Here is a 20,840-nt window from a genome sequence, read left to right as displayed (position 1 = left end):
ATCGGCCGATGGTTGCGTTCCACCGGTCGATTCCGCTTGCCCTGTTGCTGTTGTCCGCCTGTGTCGGTGGCGAACGCCGCGACGCCCCGCCCCCGCCCCGTCCCATTGCGCAGCGCCCGTCGGGTCCGGTGACGCTGCCGGGCGCGACGCCGCGCGATACGCAGCAATGCTTCGCCGACCTGTCGCGGGCCGAGGTGCGGTTCAGCCCGCTGCCCGATCGCGACTATGGATCGGGCTGCGTCGTGCTGGGCGCGGTGCAGCTGCTCGATATCGGCACACCGGTTTCGGGGTTGAAGGCGATACGCTGTCCGGTGGCGCGCGCGTTGGTCGGCTGGGTCCGGCACGGCGTCCGGCCCGCCGCACGGCAGATCCTGGGCAGCGAGGTGGTCCGGATCGATAGCTATGGCACCTATGCCTGTCGCGGGATCATCGGCGGCAGCGCAGGCTCCGCCGGGCGGGTGTCGGAACATGGCCTGGCAAATGCCGTCGATATCGGCAGCTTCACCCTGGCCGACGGACGGCGAATCGTGCTGGAGCGCGACTGGAACAGCACCGACCCGCAGGTGCGCGAGTTCCTGCGCATCGTGCACCGATCGGCCTGCAAACGGTTCGTCACCACGCTCGGCCCCGACTATAACGCCGCGCACCGCAACCACTTCCATCTCGACATGGGCGGGCGGCCGCTGTGCCGATGATGCAAGGCGCTTGCCGCTGTTCGCAGGCGTGCTTACAACTTCGCCACCTATGACCGATACAAAAGTACCGTCCCGCGTGTTCCGCGGGGCCAAGCAGGAAGCCGAAGCGGCCCGCGCGCAGCTGTCGACCCCCCAGACCGAACATCCCGCCTATCGACTGGCGTTCCAGGACATGGAGTTCCTGTTGCGCGAGGATTTGCGGCCGGTGCGGTTCCAGCTCGAGCTGCTCAAGCCCTCGCTGCTGCTCGACGAGGCGAACATCGCCTCGACCTTCGTCATCTACGGTTCGGCGCGCATTCCTGAGCCGGAAAAGGCCGAAGTGCTGCTCGACCTGGCGCAGGACGACAAAGCGCGCGCCATCGCCGAGCGGATCGTCGCCAAGTCGCATTATTACGACGTGGCGCGCGAGCTTGCCTTCCACGCCAGCCAGTTTCCCGACGATCTGAACGGCAAGCGCCACTTCGTCGTGTGTTCGGGCGGCGGCCCGTCGATCATGGAAGCGGCCAATCGCGGCGCGAACGAGGCCGGGGCCGAATCGATCGGGTTGAACATCGTCCTGCCGCATGAGCAGGCGCCGAACCCGTACGTCACCCCGGCGCTGTCGATGCAGTTCCATTATTTCGCGCTGCGCAAGATGCACTTCCTGCTGCGCGCCCGCGCGGTGGCGGTGTTCCCGGGCGGATTCGGCACGTTCGACGAGAGTTTCGAGCTGCTGACCCTCATCCAGACCGGCAAGATCGAGCCGATCCCGGTGCTGTTCTATGGCCGCGAATTCTGGGACCGGGTCGTCAACTGGGACGCGCTGGTCGAGGAAGGCGTAATTTCGGAACGCGATCTCGACCTGATCACCTTCGTCGAGACGGCGGAGGAAGGCTGGAACGTCGTCAAGAAGTTCTACGAGGATCGGAAGTAGGGCGCATCCTCTCGCTCGATAGCGTACCCCCGCGCAGGCGGGGGTCCAGGGCGGCACACGCAACCCGTTGTTTTGCTTGACCCTAGACCCCCGCCTGCGCGGGGGTACGGTTTGAGGGTGACGTCAATTGCAGCGGTCAGCGCGCCAGCGCCTCGGCGATCAGCTTGCGGGTGTTGTCGATGCCGTAGAGCGCGATGAAGCTGCCCATGCGCGGGCCCTGGGCCGTGCCGAGCAGCGTTTCGTAGCAGGCCTTGAACCAGTCCCTGAGCGACTCGAACCCGGCGGTCTTGCCGATCTCGTACACCGCGTTTTGGATATCCTCCGCACTCGCATCGGCGGGCATCGCCGCCAGATCGGCGTCGAGTCGTTCGAGCGCGGCGCGTTCGACCTCGGTCGGGGCGCGGCGTTCGGGCTTGTCGGCCACGTCGCGGACATAGGCCAGCGCATGGTCGATCAGCGCGTCGAGCGCCGGATAGCGCTCGGCGCTGGCATCTTTGACATAGTTGGCGAGATAGCCCCACACCTGCGGCTTGGTCGCCTCCCCCATCACGCCGACGAGGTTGAGCAGCAGGCCGAAGGTGACCGGCAACGTCTCCGCCGGCGGCGGGCCGCCATGGATGTGATGGACCGGGTTGCCCAGCTTCTGTTCGATCGGCTGCGCATCGTAATTGGCGCGGAACTGCCAATATTCGTCGATCGCGCGCGGGATCACGCCCAGATGGAGCTGCTTGGCCTTTTTCGGTTCGCGATAGGCGTAGAAGGCGACGCTTTCCGGCGGGCCATAGGTCAGCCATTGTTCGAGGCTGAGGCCGTTGCCCTTCGACTTCGAAATCTTCTGCCCATGTTCGTCGAGGAACATTTCGTAGTTGAAGCCCTCGGGCGGGCGGGCGCCCAGCACGCGGGCGATCTTCGACGACTGGGTGACCGAATCGATCAGGTCCTTGCCGGCCATCTCGTAATCGACGCCCAAGGCGACCCAGCGCATCGCCCAGTCGACCTTCCATTGCAGCTTCGCGCCGCCCGACAGGATCGATTGTTCGACGCGGGTGTCGCCGTCCATGAACGCGACCATGCCGGTATCGGCGTCCAGCACCTCGACCGGCACCTGCAGCACGATGCCGCTGGTCGGCGAGATCGGCAGCACCGGCGAATAGGTCGCACGGCGTTCGGCGCCCAGCGTCGGCAGCATGATGTCAAGGATCGCCTGCATGTTGCGCAGCACGTCCTTCAGCGCCTCGTCGAACTTCCCGCCGCGATAATAATCGGTCGACGACGCGAACTCGTACTCGAAGCCGTACTGGTCGAGGAATGCGCGCAGCCGGGCGTTGTTGTGCGCGGCGAAACTCGAATGCGTCCCGAACGGATCGGGAATCTCGCTCAACGGCTTGCCGAGATGGCCGCGCAGCATGTCGCCGTTCGGCACATTGTCCGGCACCTTGCGCAGGCCGTCCATGTCGTCCGAGAACGCGATCAGCCGGGTCGGCTGGTCCGACAGTTCCTCGAACGCGCGGCGGACCATCGTCGTGCGCAGCACTTCGTTGAACGTGCCGATATGCGGCAGGCCCGACGGGCCATAGCCGGTTTCGAACAGGATCGGCGCACCGCCCGGCTTTCCGTCCGGATAGCGCTTCAACAGCTTGCGCGCCTCTTCATAGGGCCAAGCCTTTGAAACCATTGCTGCGTTGCGAAGTTCTGCGTCGATCATCCGGTCCAGATACGCGGTAAGTGGAATAATTTCCACCTGTTGCGACGCAACCTTGGCCCGTGTCGGGCGTAGCGTCCGACGATGATCGTATCCGACGCCCCCCGCCTGTCCCGCATCGTCGCCGAAGTCTGGAAGCCGGCGCTCGCCCTGTTCATCTGGGACGTGATCGTCACCGTCGTCTATTTCGTGCTGCCGTTCAAAGCGCCGTCGTTGCCGTTGACCATCTTCGGTTCGGCCCTGGCGCTGTTCCTCGGCTTTCGGGTCAATTCGGCCTATGCGCGCTGGTGGGAAGGGCGCTCGCTCTGGGGGCTGATGATCAACGCATCGCGCAACCTGGCGCGTGGCGCGATCGCCTTCATCGGTCCGGAGGATGAAGGGCCGAAGCGCGACCTGAAACGGTCGATCGCGCTGCGCCATATCGCCTATGTGAATGCGCTGCGCTGCCAGTTGCGGCGGCTGGATTCGAAGGACGACGTCCACCGCTTCCTGTCGCGCGAAGAGGCGGGTGAGCCGCTCGGCCGGACCAATGTCGCCAACGGGCTGCTCGACGGCACCGGCGCCCGCATCGGCGAGGCGCAGCGGCGCGGCTGGATCGACAGCATCCAGCAGACCAGCCTCGAAAGCGTGCTGATCGATATCGCCAATGCGCAGGGCGGGATGGAGCGGATCAAGAACACGCCGCTGCCGGTGCAATATCGCTTCCTGCCGTCGCTGTTCACGCGGCTGTTCTGCATCGTCCTGCCGATCGGGCTGGTCGAGACGCTGGGCATTGCGACGCCGCTCGGCTCGGGTCTTGCCGGGCTGATGTTCCTGGCGGTGTTGCAGATCGGCGAGGATCTGGCCGATCCGTTCGCCAATACGGTGCACGACCTGCCGCTGACCGCGATGTGCCGGACGATCGAGATCGACCTGTTGCAGGCGATCGGCGATTCGGCGCCCGAACCGCTGAAACCCGAAAAGGGCGTGCTGTGGTAAGGGAACGGGCAAGCGGCTGAAACGATTGAGCCGTCCAGAGAGGATAGCCGATGGCCGACGAGCACAAACCGACGAAGAAGATGGCGGCGAACGCCGAAAAGGGCCTGAAGCTGCGCGACAAGTTCGATCGCGGCGGGACCGAGGTCGGCGTAAAGCGGGCGAAGCAGATCGCCGATGGCGGGCCGATGTCGGACGCCGACGTCAAATCGATGCACAGCTATTTCGCGCGGCACAAGGTCGACAAGGATACGAAGGCGCATAGCTGGGGCGACGACAACGATCCGTCGGCAGGGTATATTGCTTGGCTGTTGTGGGGCGGTGACGAGGGTCGCGACTGGGCGGAGCGGCAGCGGGAGAAGATCGGCGACTAAGCTCCTCCCCATTCATGGGGAGGGGGACCATCCGAAGGATGGTGGAGGGGGCGGGCGGCGCAACGTTACCCTTCCGTATGTGGACCGACCCCTCCACCTGCTTCGCTGGTCCCCCTCCCCGTGCCGGGGAGGATTTGGCGCGTTCCGCTTCCGTTCTGGCGCGTAGATCGGTAAGGCGGTTCCATGCTCCCCTATCCCGCCCTGCACGCCAGCCATTCGGGCGTCTGGATCGCGACCCGCGACGGCACGCGCGAGGTCAGCCGGGGGGAGGCGATCGCGCTGGTCGCGGATACGCCGACGATCGTGCTCAACGCGCCGCTGATCGGGCAACGGCTGGGCTATGCCGAGCTGTCCGGGCTCGACCTATTGGAGCTGTTTGCCTTCGTCCATCCCGCGCGCTTCGCGGTGCCGACGCCCAAGGGGATCGCGCAGGCGCTCGACCTGCCGCTGCCGGCGGACGAAGCGGGCATCGCCGACCTGTTGCGGCGGGCGGCGGCGGCGCTGATCGCGACCGCGTCTGCGCCCTGGGCCGAACAGGAAGGCGCGTGGACCGCCGCGCGGTCGCTGTTCCGGCTGCGCTGGCCCTGGGCACCGGCGCTGGGGCAGGTGCTGCCCAAGCCGGATACCGCCGAACGCTGGCTGTTCAGCAAATTGCCTGAATGGGAGGAGGCGCCGCCGCGTGCCCATCCGCGCACGGTGACGCTGGCACCCGATGCGGTTGCCGAGCGGCTGGCGAGCCTGACCGGGAGTGCGGCGGAGGCACGGCCGGGACAGCGCGCCTTTGCCGCTGCCGCCGCCGTTGCCTTTGCCCCGCGCGTGGCGCGCGACACGCCCAATCTGGTGCTGGCGGAGGCCGGGACCGGCATCGGCAAGACCTTGGGCTATCTCGCCCCCGCGTCGCTCTGGTCCGAGACCGCCGATGGCGCGGTGTGGGTATCGACCTTTACCAAGGCGTTGCAACGCCAGCTGGCGCAGGAAAGCACCCGTGTCTTTCCCGATCCCGCCGTGCGCCGCGCGAAGGTGGTGACGCGCAAGGGGCGCGAGAATTATCTGTGCCTGCTGAACCTCGAGGACGCGCTGCAGGGCGGGTTTCAGGGGCGGGCGGCGGTGCTGGCGCAACTGGTCGCGCGCTGGGCGGCATACAGCGCCGATGGCGACATGGTCGGCGGCGACCTGCCCGGCTGGCTGCCGACGCTGTTCCGGCGCAACGGGTCGACCGCGCTGACCGACCGGCGGGGCGAGTGCATCTATGCCGGCTGCCCGCATTACCGCAAATGCTTCATCGAACGCGCGGCGCGGGCATCGGCGCAGGCGGATATCGTCATCGCCAACCATGCGCTGGTGATGGTCAACGCCGCGCGGGGACGCGAAACCGGCACGCGGCCGACACGCTATGTCTTCGACGAGGGCCATCACCTGTTCGAGGCGGCCGACGCGATGTTCTCCGCCGCGCTGACGGGCATGGAGGCGATCGAGATCCGCCGCTGGGTGCTGGGGCCGGAAGGCGGCGGGCGCGGGCGGCGGCGGGGACTGGCGGCGCGGCTGTCCGATGTCGCGAGCTATGACGCAGCGGGCGGCGAGGCGGTTGTGGCGGCGGTCGATGCCGCGCGACTGCTGCCGGCCGAGGGGTGGCTGTCGCGGATTCAGGAAGGCAATCCGTTCGGGCCGGTCGAGGAACTGCTCGCCTGCGTCCGCGGTGCGGTCTTCGCCCGCGCGAAGGATGGCGAGGCGGGCTATGGGCTGGAGACCGAACTCAGCGAACCGCCGCCCGAGCTGGTCGATGCCGCCGGCCCGGCCGCGCAGGCGCTGGACGCGCTGCTGCGGCCCCTCATAGCGCTCGGCAAGCGGCTGGAGGCGGTGCTGACCGAAGGGCCGGACTGGATGGACGGGCCGGCGCGGGCGCGGATCGAGGGGGCGATCGCTTCGCTTGGCTGGCGGGCGGAGACGGTCGCCGCATGGGGTCGGCTGCTCGCGCGGATCGGCGGGCCGGTCGATCCCGATTTCGTCGACTGGATGACGGTCGACCGGGTCGAGGGCCGCGAATATGACATGGGCCTGCATCGCCATTGGCTCGACCCCAGCCGCCCCTTCGCCGAAAAAGTGCTGAAGCCCGCGCATGGCGTGCTGGTTACCTCCGCTACCTTACGCGCCGGCGGCGACTGGGACGTGGCAGATGCGCGCGTCGGCGCGCCGCACCTGCTGCGCCAGCCGAGCCATTTCGAGGCGGTCAGCCCGTTCGCCTACGCGCGACAGGCCGAGGTGCTGATCGTCACCGATGTGAAGCGCGGCGACCTGCCCGCGCTCGCCAATGCCTATGGCCGACTGATCGTTGCGGCCGGCGGCGGCACGCTGGGACTGTTCACCGCGATCCGACGGCTGCGCGGCGTGCATGCGCGGATTGCCGACCGGTTGGCGCGTGACGGGCTGCCGCTCTATGCCCAGCATGTCGATCCGATCGATACCGGCACGCTGGTCGATATCTTTCGCGACGATCCGCGCGCCTCGCTGATCGGCACCGATGCGCTGCGCGACGGGGTCGATGTGCCCGGCCATTCGCTGAGGATGGTGGTGATGGAGGGGGTGCCATGGGTGAAGCCCGGCGTGCTCCACGCCGCGCGCCGGCTGGCGGGGGGCGGCAGCGCCTATGACGACCGGATGGTCCGCGCGCGCCTCGCCCAGGCGTTCGGGCGGCTGATCCGCCGCGCCGACGATCGCGGGCTGTTCGTGCTGCTGTCGGCCGCCATGCCATCGCGGTTGCTCGGCGCGTTTCCCAAAGGAACACCGGTCATCCGCTGCACGCTGGACGAGGCGGTCGCGCGCGCTCTTTCCTTGGGAGCCGAAGTCGGGCATGGGGCGCAGGCCCTGCCGATGGAGCCGCCGCTATGAAGACGCTGACGCTGCTGCGCCATGCCAAGTCGGGCTGGGACGATCCGGCGCTCAGCGATTACGAACGGCCCCTCAATGCCAAGGGTGCACGCGCCGCGACCGCGATGGGTGCCCATGCGCGACAGGCCGGGCTGACCTTCGACACGGTGGTTGCCAGTTCGGCGAAGCGGGTGGTCGAGACGCTCGACCATTTCCGGCGTGGGTTTGGCGCGATGCCTGAGGCCCGCCACGATCGCACGCTCTACCTCGCCTCGGCCGGCACGATGCTCGACGTCATCCGCGCGTTGCCCGCCGATGCGGAGCGCGCGCTGCTGGTCGGGCATAATCCGGGGCTGGAAGACCTCGTCCTGCTGCTGTCGGCGGATAGCAATCCGTTGCGCGGGGCGGTGGAAGAGAAATTCCCGACCGCCAGCGTCGCGGTGCTCGAGCTGGACGGCGACTGGGCCGGAGCATGCGACGGGTGCGGGCACCTGACGAGCTTCGTGCGCCCGCGCGATCTCGATCCGTCGCTGGGGCCGAATCACGATTAGGCGATGAAAGCGATCGGTACGGTTCACGTTCGTTGCGTGGCACCGGTCACCGCGCTACGCCCTTGGACGTGAAGGATCGTCCGGCCGACCCGTATCAAGCGCGCGTCGCGATTTGCGAATTGCTGCACCGCGTCGGTACGGCGGACCGTGCAGCTTTGGGGCAGCTGTACGAACTCACCGCATCGTCGCTGTTCGGCATCTGCTTACGAATCTGCCAGGAACGCAGTGCGGCCGAAGACGTCCTGCACGAGGTTTTCCAGCTGATCTGGAACCGGGCGGGCACCTTCGTGCCGACCGCGGCGCATCCGATGTCGTGGTTGGGAACGATCGCCCGCAACCGGTCGATCGACTGGGTGCGCGGGCATGGCAAGCGGCGGATGCGGCCGATCGAAGATGCAGACCAGATTGCCGACGACACGCCCGACCAGCTCGCCGTCCTCGAGCGCACGGAGGAAGCGCAGCGTCTGTACGATTGCCTCGATGCGCTAGAGCCTCGGCAGCGCGATACCCTTCGTACCGCATTTTTCGGCGGATTGACCTACGCCCAGCTGGCCGAGGACAAGGGCGTACCCGAACCGACGGTACGCAGCTGGGCACGTCGTGGCCTGCTCAATTTGCGGGGATGCGTCCGTGACGCCTGAGGATCAAGCGCTTGCCGGCGAACTGGCATTAGGGCTGCTCGATGGAGAGGAACGCGCACAGGCTCTGCGCCGGACGCTGTCCGATCCGGACTTTGCGCGCGAGGTCGAATGGTGGCGCGCGCATTTCGCTACGATGCTCGCCGAGGTTCGGCCGGTTCCCGCGCCGCAGGGACTGATCGACAACATCGGCGCACCGTCATTACCGAAACCGCGCAACCGCCTGCGACTGGTCGTTCCGGCCGCGCTCACCGCTGTCGCCGCAGCCGCCTTGTTGATGATCCTGCGCCCGACCCCAACCGTATTGCCGCCGGTCGACCGATCGCCGGCGGTGACGTTGCTTGCCGCACTGCAATCGTCGGATGGTGCAGGAACGCCGATCAGCGCGATCGTCGATCGTGGAGCGGGGCAGATCCGGGTGGTTGCGACCGGTATCGCACCCGCAGGCAAGGCCGCGCAGCTCTGGGTCATTCGCGATGGCGTGCCCCGTTCGCTCGGGCTGTTGTCGGACACGGGAACGACTCGTCTTGCATTGACAGCGACTGAGCGGGAGGCGTTGCAGGCAGGATTAGTGCTTGCCATCTCGATCGAGCCTCCGGGCGGATCGCCGCAGGCGACACCGACAGGCCCGGTCGTCGCCAGCGGACCGCTGACCGCGATCTGATCCTCAGCGCGCCGCCAGCCGCCGCGCGAAATAGACCTCGACCGCGCGTTCCACGCTTTTGGCGATCGCGCGGCGACCCTCGACCGAATCGAGCCGCTGGGCGTCCGCTTCGTTCGACAGATAGCCGGTTTCGAACAGGATCGAGGGCAGGTCGGGCGCTTTGAGCACCATCAGCGACGCCATGCGGTGATAATTGGGCTTGAGCGGTATGACGCCGGTCGCTTCGCGGCCCAGCAGCCGGGCGAAGCCAGCCGAGGCGTTCATCGTCTCGCGCTGGGTCAGGTCGATCAGGATCGACGAGATATCGGCGCTCTGGCGGCCGAGATCTACGCCGGCGAGGATGTCGGCCTTGTTCTCACGCGCGGCGAGGCGCGCGGCCTCGCGGTCGGAGGCGACTTCGGACAGGGTATAGATGCTGGCGCCGGTCGCCTGCGGGTTATCGGCGCTGTCGCAGTGGATCGAGATGAACAGGCTGGCCCCCAGCCGCCGCGCGATCGCATAGCGTTCCTGCAGCACGAGGAATTCGTCGCGGTCGCGGGTCAGCGCCACGCGTACCCGCCCGCTCGCCAGCAGCACGTCGCGCACGGCGCGCGCGGTCTTCAGCGTCAGGTCCTTTTCCTGCATCCCGCCATGGGGTGAGATGGCACCCGGATCATGCCCGCCATGGCCGGCATCGATCACCACCAGCGGCCGGTCGACATCCCCTTCGATGCGGGGCAGGCGATGGCCGCGACGACGGGCGGGGATCGGGACCGACGCAGTCGCGCGCTGGCGCCGGTCGACGATCATCGCCGCTGAGGACGATGCAGGCACCACGGTCGCCATCGCGATCTGCGGCTGGAACCGCATCCGCCCGGCGGTGGTCGCGCGGGCATAGCGCTGGGGCGCGGCGTTGCTGAGCGTCAGGGTGAGCCGCCGCCCGTCATCCGAAAAGCGCCCGGCGGTGACGATCAGCGGCCGGTCGAGATCGAACACGATCCGGCTGCCGCCCTCGCGCGTTCCCTGACGCACCGCCCGCACGCCGCCGCCCGATTCGCTGCGCCCGCCCGGACGCACGCCGTCTAGGTCGACGACGAGGCGGTCGGGCCCGGCGAGCACGAAGCTGGACGCGGCGGTAGCGGCGGCATCGAGGCGGATGGTGATGCGGTCGTCGGCGACATCGACGGTATCGACCGTCTGTGCGGCGACGGGGACGCCGAACCAGATCGACAGAAAGGCCAGCCATGCGCCCATCGGCGCGCTATGCCGCCCAATCGCATTTCCGGTCCAGCGCAAATCCATGAACGGGGGTCCGCTTCCGACTAATTCCGAAGCATTCTCCTACGCCCCGCCGCTCAACCCACGGTGAACCAGCACGATGAATCGCGCTTTAACCATTTATTCGGATTTGCTTCGTTAGCGTAACGAACGCGCCGATACTGTTGCTGTCGGCGACACCGGGTGCTACGCCCGCAATTACGTCGGTCCCGGACTTGGTTCGGGGAAACCGACGCGACACCCCCAAAGCGTACCCGCTTCAGGGGGTCTAACCAGGTTGATGTTCGCATGTGGCAAGTTCCGTCCCGTACCGCCTGTGCCGCTGTCGCGGCCGGCGTCGGGGCGACAATTGTCCGCCCGGAGCGTTCCGGGCTGCCCATGCCAGCAGACGCATATCCCAGCAATCGCGCGCAGGCACCGGGCATGGCCCCCGCCGCGCGTTTAGGCGCGCCGACTGGCCGAGCCGTCCCGCGCGCCCGGAGACATTATCATGACCACGCGGATGTTGATCGACGCTCGCCACCGGGAGGAAACCCGGGTCGCCGTCGTCAAGGGTAACCGGATCGAGGAATTCGATTTCGAATCGGCCGAGCGCAAGCAGCTCAAGGGCAATATCTATCTGGCCAAGGTGACGCGGGTCGAACCGTCGTTGCAGGCGGCGTTCGTAGATTATGGCGGCAACCGCCACGGCTTCCTCGCTTTCAGCGAAATCCACCCCGACTATTACCAGATTCCTAAGGAAGATCGCGACGCGCTGCTGGCCGAGGAAGCCGCGCATGCCGCCGAGGAAGCGGCGCTGCGCGCGGGCGACCATGACGACGACCTCGATTACGACGATCACGACGAGGATGCCGAAGGCGGCGTCGAAGTCGTCGAGCGCGACGAGGAAGACGACGAGCATCACGACGAAGAGGATGGCGAGGCTCCGGCCCCGCGCAAGCGCAAGAATGGCGGCGACGATGCCGCCGTGGAAGCGCTGCGCCAGCGCCGGCTGAACCTGCGTCGCCGCTACAAGATCCAGGACGTCATTCGCCGGCGGCAGGTGCTGCTGGTGCAGGTCGTCAAGGAAGAGCGCGGCAACAAGGGTGCGGCGCTGACGACCTATCTGTCGCTTGCCGGCCGCTATTGCGTGCTGATGCCCAACACCGCGCATGGCGGCGGCATTTCGCGCAAGATCAGCTCGGCCGCCGACCGCAAGCGGTTGAAGTCGATCATGGCCGAACTGACGCTGCCGGCGTCAATGGGCTGCATCGTCCGCACCGCCGGGCTCCAGCGCTCGCGTCAGGAGATCAAGCGCGACTTCGATTACCTCGCCCGCCTGTGGGACGGGATTCGCGAACAGACGCTGACCTCGTCGGCGCCCGCGCTCGTCTATGGCGACAGCGACCTGATCAAGAGGGCGATCCGCGATATCTACAACAAGGATATCGACGAGGTGATCGTCGAGGGCGAGGACGGCTTCCGCCACGCCAAGGACTATATGCGGTTGCTGATGCCGGCGCATGCCCGCCGGGTGAAGCAATATGCCGATGCCGTGCCGCTGTTCCAGCGTGCGCATGTCGAGGATCAGCTGGCCGCGATGTACAATCCGGTCGTGCAGCTGAAGTCGGGCGGCTATCTGGTCATCAACCCGACCGAGGCTTTGGTGTCGATCGACATCAACTCAGGGAGGTCGACCCGCGAACATAATATCGAACAGACCGCGACCGCGACGAACCTCGAAGCGGCGCAGGAAATCGCCCGCCAGCTGCGCCTGCGCGACATGGCCGGTCTCGTCGTGATCGACTTCATCGACATGGACCACGGATCGAACGTCCGTAAGGTCGAGAAGGCGATGAAGGAGGCGCTGAAGAACGATCGCGCACGCATCCAGGTCGGCCGCATCTCCGCCTTCGGCCTGATGGAAATGAGCCGGCAGCGGCTGCGCACCGGCGTGCTTGAGGCATCGACCCGCCAGTGCCCGCATTGCGAGGGCACCGGGCTGGTCCGCACCGCATCGTCGGCGGGCCTGTCGGCGCTGCGTCTGATCGAGGACGAAGCGGCGCGTGGTCGCGGCTCGCTGATCGTGCTGCGCGCCAGCCAGGAAGCGGCCTTCTATGTCCTGAACAAGAAGCGCGCCGACATCGCCGAGGTCGAGGACCGCTATGGCGTGACCGTCGAGATCGTGCCCGATGCCGAGATCGAGGGCGCACGCATGGCGGTCGAAGCCTCCGGCCCGCCGCCCGCGCATCCGCCGAAGGTCGAGCCGCTGGTCGTCATCGACGACGAGGACGATGCCTATGAGGACATCGAGGACGAGATCGACGACGAGGTCGAGGAGGACGCCGTCGAGGAAGTCGCCCGTACCCCGCGCGGCGACGACGAAGGTGAAGGACGCGGCAAGCGCCGTCGCCGCCGGCGCGGTCGTCGCGGTCGCAATCGGGAGGAAGGCGAAGCCGGCGACGACGCCGACACGGCCGAAGACGCGGACGATGCCGCGGATGAAGCTGGCGACGACGAGGTCGAGGCATCGACCGACACCGCTCCCGAAGCCGAACAGGCCGATGAAGGCACCCGGCGCAAGCGTCGCCGGCGCGGCCGTCGGGGCGGTCGCCGCGGCGAGGGTGCGTTCGACGCGGCCGATGGTGCCGGCGCCGTTGCCGACCTGCCGATCGAGGACGATGCGAGCGAGGACGTCGCCGAAGCCGCGCCCGAGCCGGTCGCCGAACCGGAGGTCGTCGAGGCGGCCCCTGCCCCTGCGCCCAAGCGTACCCGCCGCCGCCCGAGCGCCCGCGCGAAGGTCGGCGACGTGACCGAGGCGGCGCCGGCCGAGCCGGAGGTCGTCGAGGCGGGGGATGCCGCGCCGATCGTCACCCCCGAACCGGTCGAAACGCCGAAGGTCGATGCCGAGCCGGTCGCCGACGCGCCCAAGCCGAAGCGGACCCGCAAGCGCAAGGCGGACGTGGACGCCGAGGTCGAGGCCCCTGCCCCCGCCCCGGCAGAACCGGAAGCGGAAGCGGAAGCCGCGCCCAAGAAGCGCCGTGCGCCGCGTCGCAAGGCGGCCGCTCCGGCAGAAGCGCCGGCCGAGGAAGCCGCGCCCGTCGTGGAAGCGCCGGCAGCGCCTGTCGAAGAGGTCCAGGCCGAGGAGCCTGCCGCTGACGCTTCGGCATCGCCGCGTCGCGGCTGGTGGCAGCGCACCTTCGGCAACTGATCGCCGAACGGGCCACAGGAGGGGGCGGCATCCGAAAGGGTGCCGCCCCTTTGCGTTCAGGCGTCGACCGGAACGGGGCGCTCGCGTACCAGCGCCGACGGGCTGAGCTCGATGCGTACCGCCAGCCCTTCCGGCCGCCAGTCGCGGGCGATCCTGCCGGCGAGCTGCTGTTCGATGCTGAGCGCTGCCAGCCGCGTGCCGAACCCGGTCGCCTCCGGCTCGCCGGCGATCGCCGGACCGTCCGTTTCGCACCAGTCGATGCGCAGCGTGTCGCCGTCCAGCCGGGTGTGAACCGTCACGCGCCCTTCTGGCACCGACAGTCCGCCATATTTGGCGGCGTTGGTCGCCAGTTCGTGAAAGATCAGCGCGATCGGCGTGGCGCCGCGATCGTCGATCGGCACGTCGTCCCCCGCGATCCGCCACTGGTCGGGCGCATAGGGCGTCAGCAACTCGCGCAGGACGTGATGGAGCGTCGCCTCGCCGATCAGCGGGCGCGATATGTCGCTGTGCGGGCGGGCGAGGTCGTGTGCCGCGCCCAGCGCCGCGATCCGGCGGGCAAGGTCGTCGGCAAATTCCCGCACCGCCGGCATACGCCGCGCCGACATCCGCACCAACCCGCTGATGATCGCGAAGATGTTCTTGATCCGGTGGCTGAGTTCACGGCTCAGGATATCGTTCTGTTCGGCGGCACGCTTGGCGGAATCAATATCGGTGCAGGTGCCGATCCAGCGTACGATCATGCCGTCGGCATCGCGCACCGGCTGCGCCCGTCCCAGCACCCATCGATAGGCTCCGCTGCGGTGGCGCAGGCGATATTCGATCTCGTAATCCTCGCCGGTGGTCAGGCTGTGCCGCCACCGCGCCCAGGCGCGATCCTGGTCCTCCGGGTGGAACATGCCGTTCCACCCCTCGCCATCGGTCGAACCCTCCGGCATGCCGGTGAAGCGATACCATTGCGCATTGTAATAGTCGTGATGGCCATCTGGCCGGGTCGCCCACACCATCTGCGGCATGGCGTTGGTCAGCGTATCGAGTTCGGCCCGCGTTGCCGCCCGCGCCGATTCCGCCTGACGCCGCGATTCCTCACCCGATGCGATACCGATCCAGCGGCCGGCACCTTCCGGGCGCACGCAAAATCCGACCGGCACGTCGATATGATCGGCAGCCAGCGGCAGCGACAGGGCAAAGGACGTGCCGGCGGCCACGCCATCCCGCCACGTTCGCCGTACTGCATCGCGCCCTGGCCCGTCGTGACAACAGTCCCAAAGAGTCCGGCCGGTCGTATCGTGAAAATCGGCCTGCCAGCAGCGATTGCCCCATAGCAACCGGCCGTCATCGTCCGCCACCCATGCCAGTATCGGCATCGTGTCGGCAATATCATGCCAAATCGGTGACGATGGATCGATGGTGCCGGCTGTCATGTTCACATCTTTTGTCCAAGGTGGACCGCGCCGTTGCGGGCAAGGTCGCTGCGCCAAGAATATTCGCAAGGCCGCCATCGTACCCTATTGCGGTCGAGAGACATCTCACTCAACGCGCACATTGTCGATTCAGGTCGATGGAGGGTAAACAATTCGTATGCCATCCGCTGAAATCGGCGTTTCGACCGAATAATTCAGTTGAAAATAAGATTATCCGGGTCACAGCCATTGACCTGCCGCCGGGCCCGTAGCATTTCGCCCGCATTGAGGAGATATCCATGACCGACGATAGTTCCGAACTCAACGCGATCGAACTGGCCACCGAACTTACCATCGCCTGGTTGAACAATGGTAACAACCGCGTCGCGGCAGAGGATGTTCCGGCATTCCTGCAGACGATGCACGCGACCGTCCTGGGGCTGGCATCGGGCACGTCGGAGCCGGAAGAATCGGCGCCGCAGCAGGAGCATGTTCCGGCGGTGTCGGTGCGCAAGTCGCTGGCATCGAAGGATCACATCATCTCGATGATCGACGGCAAGCCGTACAAGACGCTGCGCCGTCACCTGGCGGGCCATGGCCTGACCCCGGAAACCTATCGCGAGCGGTACGGCCTGCGCCCCGACTATCCGATGGTCGCCGAAACCTATTCGCAGAGCCGTCGCGACATGGCGAAGCGCATTGGCCTCGGCCGCAAGGCACGCACCGCCAGCGAGGATGGCGAAGCCACGGGTGACGCCGCGCCGCGTCGCGGCCGCAAGCCCAAGGCCGCCGAATAAGTGATCCAAGGGCGGCCGATCGGTCGCCCCTGTCGCATTCAGGCGACCGCCTGGGCGGTTTCGCCATCCCAGACATGGGTGCACAGCTGCGCCTGAGGCGTATCGCCTTCGGCCAGTGCCGCGACCGTCACCCAGCCTTCGCCGCGCAACCGCGTCGCGATAGCCGGGGCGGTGCCGAGCGGCAGGAACAGCCGCTGGCGATCCTTGGCACCCAGCCCGGCATCGAGCAGCGCATCGGCGTAGAGCGAGAAGCCGACCGCCGCTTCCTCACGCCCATCGGCATGGCACACCGCATAGCTGCCGCCCCGCCCGACCTCGCCCAGCACGCCGCGCGCGAACAGCGAGAAGCCGAGCCAGCTTTGATATTCGAAGCCATGGCGTTCGGTCGGGTCGAGCGTCACGCCGACATCCGCCGGCAGGGTCGCCACCACCGCCTCGATCGCATCCAGCCGCGACGCCAGCCGCCCGGCGGCATCGGTCGCGCGCAGCCGGGCCACGGCGGCAGCGAACGGACCCGCCGCCTCCACCAGCGGCAGATAGGCCGGATCGATCGCCGCGACCCGCCCGGCATCCTTCGCATCCAGCGCGGCAATCAGCGCGTCATGCTGCGGCCCCGGCGGATCGCCCGCCAGCGTCGCGACCAGATCGGGCAGGGTAAAGTCGATCGAGATGCCGGTGACGCCCGCCGCGCGCAGCGATTCGACCGCGACGGTCACGACCTCGATCGCCGCCGCCACGCTGTCGAGACCGATCAGTTCGGCGCCGATCTGGCGCAGCGCGCGGCGCGGGGCGAGTTCGCCCGCGCGCAGCTTCAGCACCGGGCCGGCATAGGACAGCCGGACGGGACGTGGATGGTGCCCCATGCGGGTTGCCGCGATCCGCGCGACCTGCGCGGTGATATCGGGGCGGATCGCCAGCGTCCGTTGGCTGACCGGATCGACGAAGCGCACCGCGTCGGTCGCCGCCGTGCCCTTCAACCGGTTGGCCAGCCCCGCCTCGAACTCGGCGAGCGGCGGGTCGACCTGTTCATAGCCATAGCCATGCGCGACGCCCAGCACCGCCCCTTCGAACCGGCGCAGGCCGTCGGCGGCGGGGGGCAGGCGGTCGTGAAACCCTTCGGGCAGGAGGCCGGTGTCGTTCATGGGGTTTCCCCTAGCGGGTGCGAGGCGAGCGGGAAAGCATGGACGCATTGCCTTACCCCATACGCCACCCTCGGCTTGACCCGGGGTCCCGCTTTTTTCCGGTCGCAGAAGAAGAAGCGGGACCCCGGATCAAGTCCGGGGTGACGAAGAAGGGTAGCGCAAACGCAAACGGGCTGCCGGATCGCTCCGACAGCCCGCTGCCTACCCTTACAGGCCGATCAGAACTTGAGCGGCATGACCGTCTTGACGCCCGGAAGCGCGCGAACCTTGGCCACTAGCTCCGGCGTCACCGCTTCGTCGACCGACAGCAGCACCACCGCTTCGCCACCGGCATCGCGACGACCGAGGTGGAAGGTGCCGATATTCACACCCGCTTCGCCCAGTGTGGTGCCGATGCGGCCGATGAAGCCCGGCGCGTCCTCGTTGACGACGTACAGCATGTGCCCGGCCAGATCGGCCTCTACCTTAATGCCGAACAGTTCGACCAGACGCGGCTGGGCGTTGCCGAACAGCGTGCCCGCGACCGACCGCTCGCCGGCTTCGGTCTTGAGGCTGACGCGGATCAGCGTTTGGTAATCGCCCTCGCGGTCGTTGCGGACCTCGCGCACCTCGATGCCGCGCTCCTTCGTCAGGAACGGCGCGTTGACCATGTTCACCGTGTCCGACTGGACGCGCAGGAACCCGGCCAGCACCGCGCCGACGATCGGCTTCTGGTTCAGCTCGGCCGCGGCGCCTTCGCTGTGCACCGACACGCGGGCGATCGCGCCGGTGGTCAGCTGCCCGACCAGGCTCCCGAGCTTTTCGGCCAACGCCATGTATGGCTTGAGGCGCGGTGCCTCTTCGGCCGACAGCGACGGCATGTTGAGCGCGTTGGTGACGCCGCCCGATACGAGGAAATCGGCCATCTGCTCGGCGACCTGGATCGCGACATTGACCTGCGCCTCGCTGGTCGACGCGCCCAGATGCGGGGTCGAGATGAAGTTCGGCGTACCGAACAGCGGCGATTCCTTGGCCGGTTCCTGCACGAACACGTCGAGCGCGGCACCCGCGACATGGCCGCTGTCGAGCGCCGCCTTCAATGCCGCCTCGTCGATCAGCCCGCCGCGCGCGCAGTTGATGATCCGCACGCCCTTCTTGGTCTTTGCCAGATTTTCCGCCGACAGGATGTTGCGGGTCTGGTCGGTCAGGGGGGTGTGCAGCGTGATGAAGTCGGCGCGGGCCAGCAGCTGGTCCAGCTCGACCTTCTCGACGCCGATCTCGATCGCGCGTTCGGGCGACAGGAACGGATCGAAGGCGATGACCTTCATCTTCAGGCCCTGCGCGCGGTCGGCGACGATCGAGCCGATATTGCCCGCGCCGATCAGGCCCAGCGTCTTGGCGGTCAGCTCGACGCCCATGAAGCGGTTCTTTTCCCACTTGCCCGCCTGGGTCGAGGCATCGGCCTCGGGAAGCTGGCGGGCGAGCGCGAACATCAGCGCGATGGCGTGCTCGGCGGTGGTGATCGAATTGCCGAACGGCGTGTTCATCACGACGACGCCGGCGGCCGAGGCGGCGGGAATGTCGACGTTATCGACACCGATGCCGGCGCGGCCGACGACCTTGAGGTTCTTCGCGGCGTCGAGGATCGCCTTGGTCACCTTGGTCGACGAGCGGATGGCGAGGCCGTCATAGTCGCCGATGATCGCCATCAGCTCTTCGGGCGTCTTGCCGGTGATCTCATCCACCTCGACCCCGCGTTCGCGGAAGATCTGGGCGGCTTTGGGGTCCATTTTGTCGGAAATGAGAACTTTAGGCATGTTTCGTTCCTTCTCCCTCTCCCCTTCAGGGGAGAGGGCCGGGAGAGGGGAAGTCGGGGAGCGGGCGGAAAGGTGGCGCGACTGCCCCTCTCCCAACCCTTTCCCCTGAAGGGGGGAGGGCTTTATGCCGCCTTCGCCGTCGCGTAGGCCCAGTCGAGCCATGGCCCGAGCGCCTCGATATCCGCGGTATCGACCGTCGCACCGCACCAGATGCGCAGGCCCGCCGGAGCGTCGCGATAGCCGGCGACGTCATAGGCAGCCCCTTCGGCCTCCAACAGCGACGCCATCTTCTTGATGAGCGCCTCGTCGGCGCCCTCGACCGTCAGGCAGACGCTGGTCTTCGACCGGGTCGCCGGATCGGCGGCGAGATGGCCGAGCCAGTCGCGTTCCGCCACGATCTTGTCGAGTGCGGCGGCATTGGCGTCGCTGCGCGCGATCAGGCCGTTCTCGCCCAGCGACTTGCCCCATTCGAGGCTGAAGATCGCATCCTCGACCGCCAGCATCGACGGGGTGTTGATCGTCTCGCCCTTGAAGATGCCCTCGGTCAGCTTGCCCTTCGACACCAGGCGGAAGACCTTGGGCAGCGGCCATGCGGGGGTGTAACTTTCGAGGCGTTCGACCGCGCGCGGGCCGAGGATCAGCACGCCATGCGCGCCCTCCCCGCCTAGCACCTTCTGCCAGCTGAAGGTGGCGACGTCGATCTTGGCCCAGTCGATGTCATAGGCGAACACGCCCGAGGTCGCGTCGGCGAACGACAGGCCCTCGCGGTCGGCGGGGATGAAATCGGCACTGGGAACGCGGACGCCAGAGGTGGTACCGTTCCAGGTGAACAGCACGTCGTGGGTCCAGTCGATCGCAGTCAGGTCGGGCAGCTGGCCGTAATCGGCTCGCACGACGGTCGGATCGATCTTGAGCTGCTTGACCGCATCGGTCACCCAGCCTTCGCCGAAGCTCTCCCATGCCAGCGCAGTGACGGGGCGGGCGCCCAGCATCGTCCACATCGCCATTTCGAACGCGCCGGTGTCGGAACCGGGGACGATGCCGATGCGGTGCGTATCGGGGAGCTTCAGCAATTCGCGCATCAGGTCGATGCAATATTGCAGACGCTGCTTGCCGATCTTCGAACGGTGCGACCGGCCGAGGCTGACGGGGTTGAGGCGGTCGGCGGACCAGCCCGGCGGCTTGGCGCAGGGCCCGGACGAAAAATACGGGCGAGCGGGAGTCGTGGCCGGCTTAGGCGGAAGATCAGTCATGTCAGTCTCTCCTCACAGAGAGCACGCGCTGCGTTGGGACAGCGTGGCCCGTCGCGGCCATTAGCGATGTCGACCGGACGGCACAAGCATCATCGGCGCAACATTATTGCGGTCGGTTTGCGCCGCGCCGCGGAACCGACCGGACGATTCCGCGTTGCCTTGCTCTAGATTATGTCCGGAATTCCCATGCAAACCCCCACGGTTCTGATCGTCGAAGACGAAATGCTGGTCGCGATCGATCTGGAGGCCTCGCTGGAGGAGCATGGCTATCGTCCGGTCGGCATCGCCGCCGACATGTCGCGGGCGATGGAACTGGCATCGATCCGCCCGGACGTCGCGCTGGTCGACTGCAATCTGCGTGACGGTCCCACGGGCCCGCTGATCGGGCGGATGCTCGGCCAGACCTATGGGACGACCGTCATCTTTCTCACGGCAAATCCGGCAATGCTGGATGACGGAATCGACGGGACCCTGGGCGTCGTGTCGAAGCCCTGTGCCTATCACTCGGTCGGCGAACTGGTCGATTTCGCGGTCCGTGCCCGCCAGGGCGACCTGTCGCAGCCGCCGACGGGGATCAAGCTGTTCTCCGCGAGCACCGCGTTCCACGGTTCGGCTTAACCCGGGGTTC

Annotated in this window: 17 protein-coding genes; 11 read left to right on the top strand and 6 right to left on the bottom strand. The window is 67.4% G+C overall.

The window, feature by feature from the left end; genetic code table 11:
• The first annotated feature begins 8 nt into the window (after positions 1–8).
• Both PPZ50_RS02805 and PPZ50_RS02800 read left to right on the top strand, forming a co-directional pair.
• The gene (locus tag PPZ50_RS02805; RefSeq protein WP_066692846.1) at positions 9–695 is read left to right on the top strand and encodes an extensin family protein; all 687 of its coding nucleotides are present in this window, start codon (positions 9–11) and stop codon (positions 693–695) included.
• Positions 696–744: 49 nt separating this feature from the next.
• Complete coding sequence (locus PPZ50_RS02800) at positions 745–1,608, top strand: TIGR00730 family Rossman fold protein (RefSeq protein WP_066692729.1); 864 nt, start codon at positions 745–747, stop codon at positions 1,606–1,608.
• Positions 1,609–1,744: 136 nt separating this feature from the next.
• Here the strand turns inward: PPZ50_RS02800 and PPZ50_RS02795 are convergent, their stop codons facing one another.
• A complete protein-coding gene (locus tag PPZ50_RS02795; protein ID WP_066692726.1) occupies positions 1,745–3,313 on the bottom strand; it encodes a lysine--tRNA ligase in 1,569 nt (522 codons plus the stop codon).
• A gap of 81 nt (positions 3,314–3,394) precedes the next feature.
• Here PPZ50_RS02795 and PPZ50_RS02790 point away from each other — a divergent pair, with 81 nt between their 5' ends.
• The 6 genes from PPZ50_RS02790 to PPZ50_RS02765 all read left to right on the top strand — a co-directional run bounded on the left by PPZ50_RS02790 (position 3,395) and on the right by PPZ50_RS02765 (position 9,377).
• A complete protein-coding gene (locus PPZ50_RS02790; RefSeq protein ID WP_066692725.1) occupies positions 3,395–4,288 on the top strand; it encodes a bestrophin family protein in 894 nt (297 codons plus the stop codon).
• 50 nt (positions 4,289–4,338) lie between these two features.
• Positions 4,339–4,659, top strand: a complete 321-nt coding sequence (locus PPZ50_RS02785) for a hypothetical protein (RefSeq protein ID WP_066692724.1) — start codon at positions 4,339–4,341, stop codon at positions 4,657–4,659.
• Positions 4,660–4,842: 183 nt separating this feature from the next.
• Positions 4,843–7,545: an ATP-dependent DNA helicase gene (locus PPZ50_RS02780; RefSeq protein ID WP_066692717.1), complete on the top strand. Its 2,703-nt coding sequence runs from the start codon at positions 4,843–4,845 to the stop codon at positions 7,543–7,545.
• A complete protein-coding gene (locus PPZ50_RS02775) occupies positions 7,542–8,075 on the top strand; it encodes a SixA phosphatase family protein (RefSeq protein ID WP_066692716.1) in 534 nt (177 codons plus the stop codon). The genes PPZ50_RS02780 and PPZ50_RS02775 overlap by 4 nt, the downstream gene beginning before the upstream one ends.
• 68 nt (positions 8,076–8,143) lie before the next feature.
• Positions 8,144–8,716 carry a sigma-70 family RNA polymerase sigma factor gene (locus PPZ50_RS02770; RefSeq protein WP_232308029.1) on the top strand — a complete coding sequence of 191 codons (573 nt, stop codon included), beginning with the start codon at positions 8,144–8,146 and terminating at the stop codon, positions 8,714–8,716.
• Positions 8,706–9,377 carry an anti-sigma factor gene (locus PPZ50_RS02765; RefSeq protein ID WP_066692714.1) on the top strand — a complete coding sequence of 224 codons (672 nt, stop codon included), beginning with the start codon at positions 8,706–8,708 and terminating at the stop codon, positions 9,375–9,377. The genes PPZ50_RS02770 and PPZ50_RS02765 overlap by 11 nt, the downstream gene beginning before the upstream one ends.
• A 3-nt stretch (positions 9,378–9,380) precedes the next feature.
• On the opposite strand, the gene PPZ50_RS02760 is transcribed toward PPZ50_RS02765, so the two are convergent.
• Complete coding sequence (locus PPZ50_RS02760) at positions 9,381–10,658, bottom strand: N-acetylmuramoyl-L-alanine amidase (RefSeq protein WP_232308028.1); 1,278 nt, start codon at positions 10,656–10,658, stop codon at positions 9,381–9,383.
• A gap of 478 nt (positions 10,659–11,136) precedes the next feature.
• Here PPZ50_RS02760 and PPZ50_RS02755 point away from each other — a divergent pair, with 478 nt between their 5' ends.
• Positions 11,137–13,824: an Rne/Rng family ribonuclease gene (locus PPZ50_RS02755; RefSeq protein WP_066692844.1), complete on the top strand. Its 2,688-nt coding sequence runs from the start codon at positions 11,137–11,139 to the stop codon at positions 13,822–13,824.
• A gap of 56 nt (positions 13,825–13,880) precedes the next feature.
• Here PPZ50_RS02755 and PPZ50_RS02750 read toward each other — a convergent pair whose 3' ends face one another.
• Entirely contained in the window at positions 13,881–15,245 is a 1,365-nt protein-coding gene (locus PPZ50_RS02750; protein ID WP_232308027.1) for a PAS domain-containing protein, read from the bottom strand.
• Between the two features lie 278 nt (positions 15,246–15,523).
• Between PPZ50_RS02750 and PPZ50_RS02745 the strand changes: the two genes are divergently transcribed.
• On the top strand, positions 15,524–16,021 hold the full coding sequence (locus PPZ50_RS02745) for a MucR family transcriptional regulator (RefSeq protein WP_066692705.1): 498 nt from the start codon (positions 15,524–15,526) through the stop codon (positions 16,019–16,021).
• A 38-nt stretch (positions 16,022–16,059) separates the two neighbouring features.
• Here the strand turns inward: PPZ50_RS02745 and PPZ50_RS02740 are convergent, their stop codons facing one another.
• From PPZ50_RS02740 to PPZ50_RS02730, 3 genes are all read right to left on the bottom strand, one after another.
• Positions 16,060–17,163 carry an ATP phosphoribosyltransferase regulatory subunit gene (locus PPZ50_RS02740; protein ID WP_066692703.1) on the bottom strand — a complete coding sequence of 368 codons (1,104 nt, stop codon included), beginning with the start codon at positions 17,161–17,163 and terminating at the stop codon, positions 16,060–16,062.
• 218 nt (positions 17,164–17,381) lie between these two features.
• Entirely contained in the window at positions 17,382–18,959 is a 1,578-nt protein-coding gene (serA, locus tag PPZ50_RS02735; protein ID WP_272815702.1) for a phosphoglycerate dehydrogenase, read from the bottom strand.
• A gap of 122 nt (positions 18,960–19,081) precedes the next feature.
• Complete coding sequence (locus tag PPZ50_RS02730; RefSeq protein ID WP_066692697.1) at positions 19,082–20,212, bottom strand: phosphoserine transaminase; 1,131 nt, start codon at positions 20,210–20,212, stop codon at positions 19,082–19,084.
• A 186-nt stretch (positions 20,213–20,398) separates the two neighbouring features.
• On the opposite strand from PPZ50_RS02730, the gene PPZ50_RS02725 reads away from it, so the two are divergent.
• Positions 20,399–20,830 carry a response regulator gene (locus PPZ50_RS02725; protein WP_066692694.1) on the top strand — a complete coding sequence of 144 codons (432 nt, stop codon included), beginning with the start codon at positions 20,399–20,401 and terminating at the stop codon, positions 20,828–20,830.
• Positions 20,831–20,840: the final 10 nt, after the last annotated feature.

The organism is Sphingomonas hankookensis, assembly GCF_028551275.1.
Classification (GTDB): domain Bacteria; phylum Pseudomonadota; class Alphaproteobacteria; order Sphingomonadales; family Sphingomonadaceae; genus Sphingomonas; species Sphingomonas hankookensis_A.
Note: the sequence above shows the minus strand (reverse complement) of the source record. Positions and strands in the feature narration are given on the sequence as shown.